Below are 1,261 nucleotides of genomic sequence, written 5' to 3' on the forward strand. Positions count from 1 at the left end.
ATTACTAACAACTTAACTGAAATTAAAATGTATTCAATTTTAGGGAAAGAAGTATTTAAGAGATCTTTTAAGGGGAATGGTTCTAATAGCATAGAAATACCTTCATTAAAACAAGGCATTTACATTGTAGAATTACAAAATGAACAAACAAAGTTCAATAAGAAAATAATTTTAAAATAATTAGAGTCTAAGTTAAAAGTATACTTATGAAAACTAAAAAAGATAATATATCTCGAAAAGAAGCACTTAATAAAATCGGTAACTATAGTAAATATGCTGCATTAACAGCCTTAGGTACTTATTTAATTCTTAATCCAAAAAAAGCACAAGCTGCTTCTCCTGAAGCACCAGGCTCTGGATTCTAAAAATAATTATGAAAAATAAATTACTAAAAATGAAAAATAGATTTAAAAATTTAGTTGTAATAGTTATCTTACTTAAAGTTAGTATTACTTTTTCTCAATACTCAGAAACTTTTTCAATAGAAAATAAAGGTATATTACCAGGTGGTGTTTGTAGTGGTTCTGCATTAAGTTCTTGTTCTTCTGTTGATTTCTCTGGGGTTAATTGGACTTTAGGAGGGGATTTAAGTGGTATAGATACAGAAGGATTTTACACAAGTTCAGGTGCATTAACAGCCTTTGATATAGATAATGAAGCCTGTTGGATTAGCCCAGAGATTAATATAAGTGCACCAAGCCAAGTAAGTTTTTCTTTAGATTTAGCTTGGGGTGCTATAGATGCTACAGAATATATAAATGTGTCCTATAGTATAGATGGTGGCGCGTTTGTTCAAGTTTCAAATGTTGTTGGTGGTGGTACTAGAACTATAGAATATCCATCAGGAACATCAGGTGATAATACAACAATTAATATCAATTCGTTAACAGGTAACACATTAACTATTATGGTTTGTGCAGATTTTAATCTGTCTTCCGAATTTTTTACGTTAGATAATGTTTCTGTTCCTGAAGCAGGTGTATTTGTTCCAGTCTTTAATACTTGGAATGGAAATACAAGTACAAATTGGACAACAGCTTCCAATTGGAGTGCTGGTAGTGTTCCTGTCAGTTCAGATAATGTTATTATTCCAAATGTAACCAATAAGCCTGTTATAAATGCCTCAACGAGTGCTGAAACTAATAGCCTAACAATAGAAGCATCCTCTCTTTTAACTATTAATGGAGGTGGTAATTTAATAGTTAATGGAGATTTTACAAACAATGGTCAGTCTTTAGTTGCTAACTCCAGTTCATCTTTT

At 30.9% G+C, this 1,261-nt stretch carries 3 protein-coding genes; all 3 read left to right on the top strand.

Annotation, left to right across the window (positions count from 1 at the left end; translation table 11 throughout):
- A partial coding sequence (locus BTO18_RS07835) for a T9SS type A sorting domain-containing protein (protein ID WP_170063244.1) occupies positions 1 to 180 on the top strand: 180 nt, incomplete at its 5' end.
- A gap of 26 nt (positions 181 to 206) precedes the next feature.
- Positions 207 to 365 carry a hypothetical protein gene (locus BTO18_RS17625; RefSeq protein ID WP_170063245.1) on the top strand — a complete coding sequence of 53 codons (159 nt, stop codon included), beginning with the start codon at positions 207 to 209 and terminating at the stop codon, positions 363 to 365.
- Between the two features lie 29 nt (positions 366 to 394).
- A partial coding sequence (locus BTO18_RS07840; RefSeq protein ID WP_496559572.1) for a DUF8693 domain-containing protein occupies positions 395 to 1,261 on the top strand: 867 nt, incomplete at its 3' end.

This window comes from Polaribacter porphyrae, assembly GCF_002954685.1.
Classification (GTDB): Bacteria; Bacteroidota; Bacteroidia; order Flavobacteriales; family Flavobacteriaceae; genus Polaribacter; species Polaribacter porphyrae.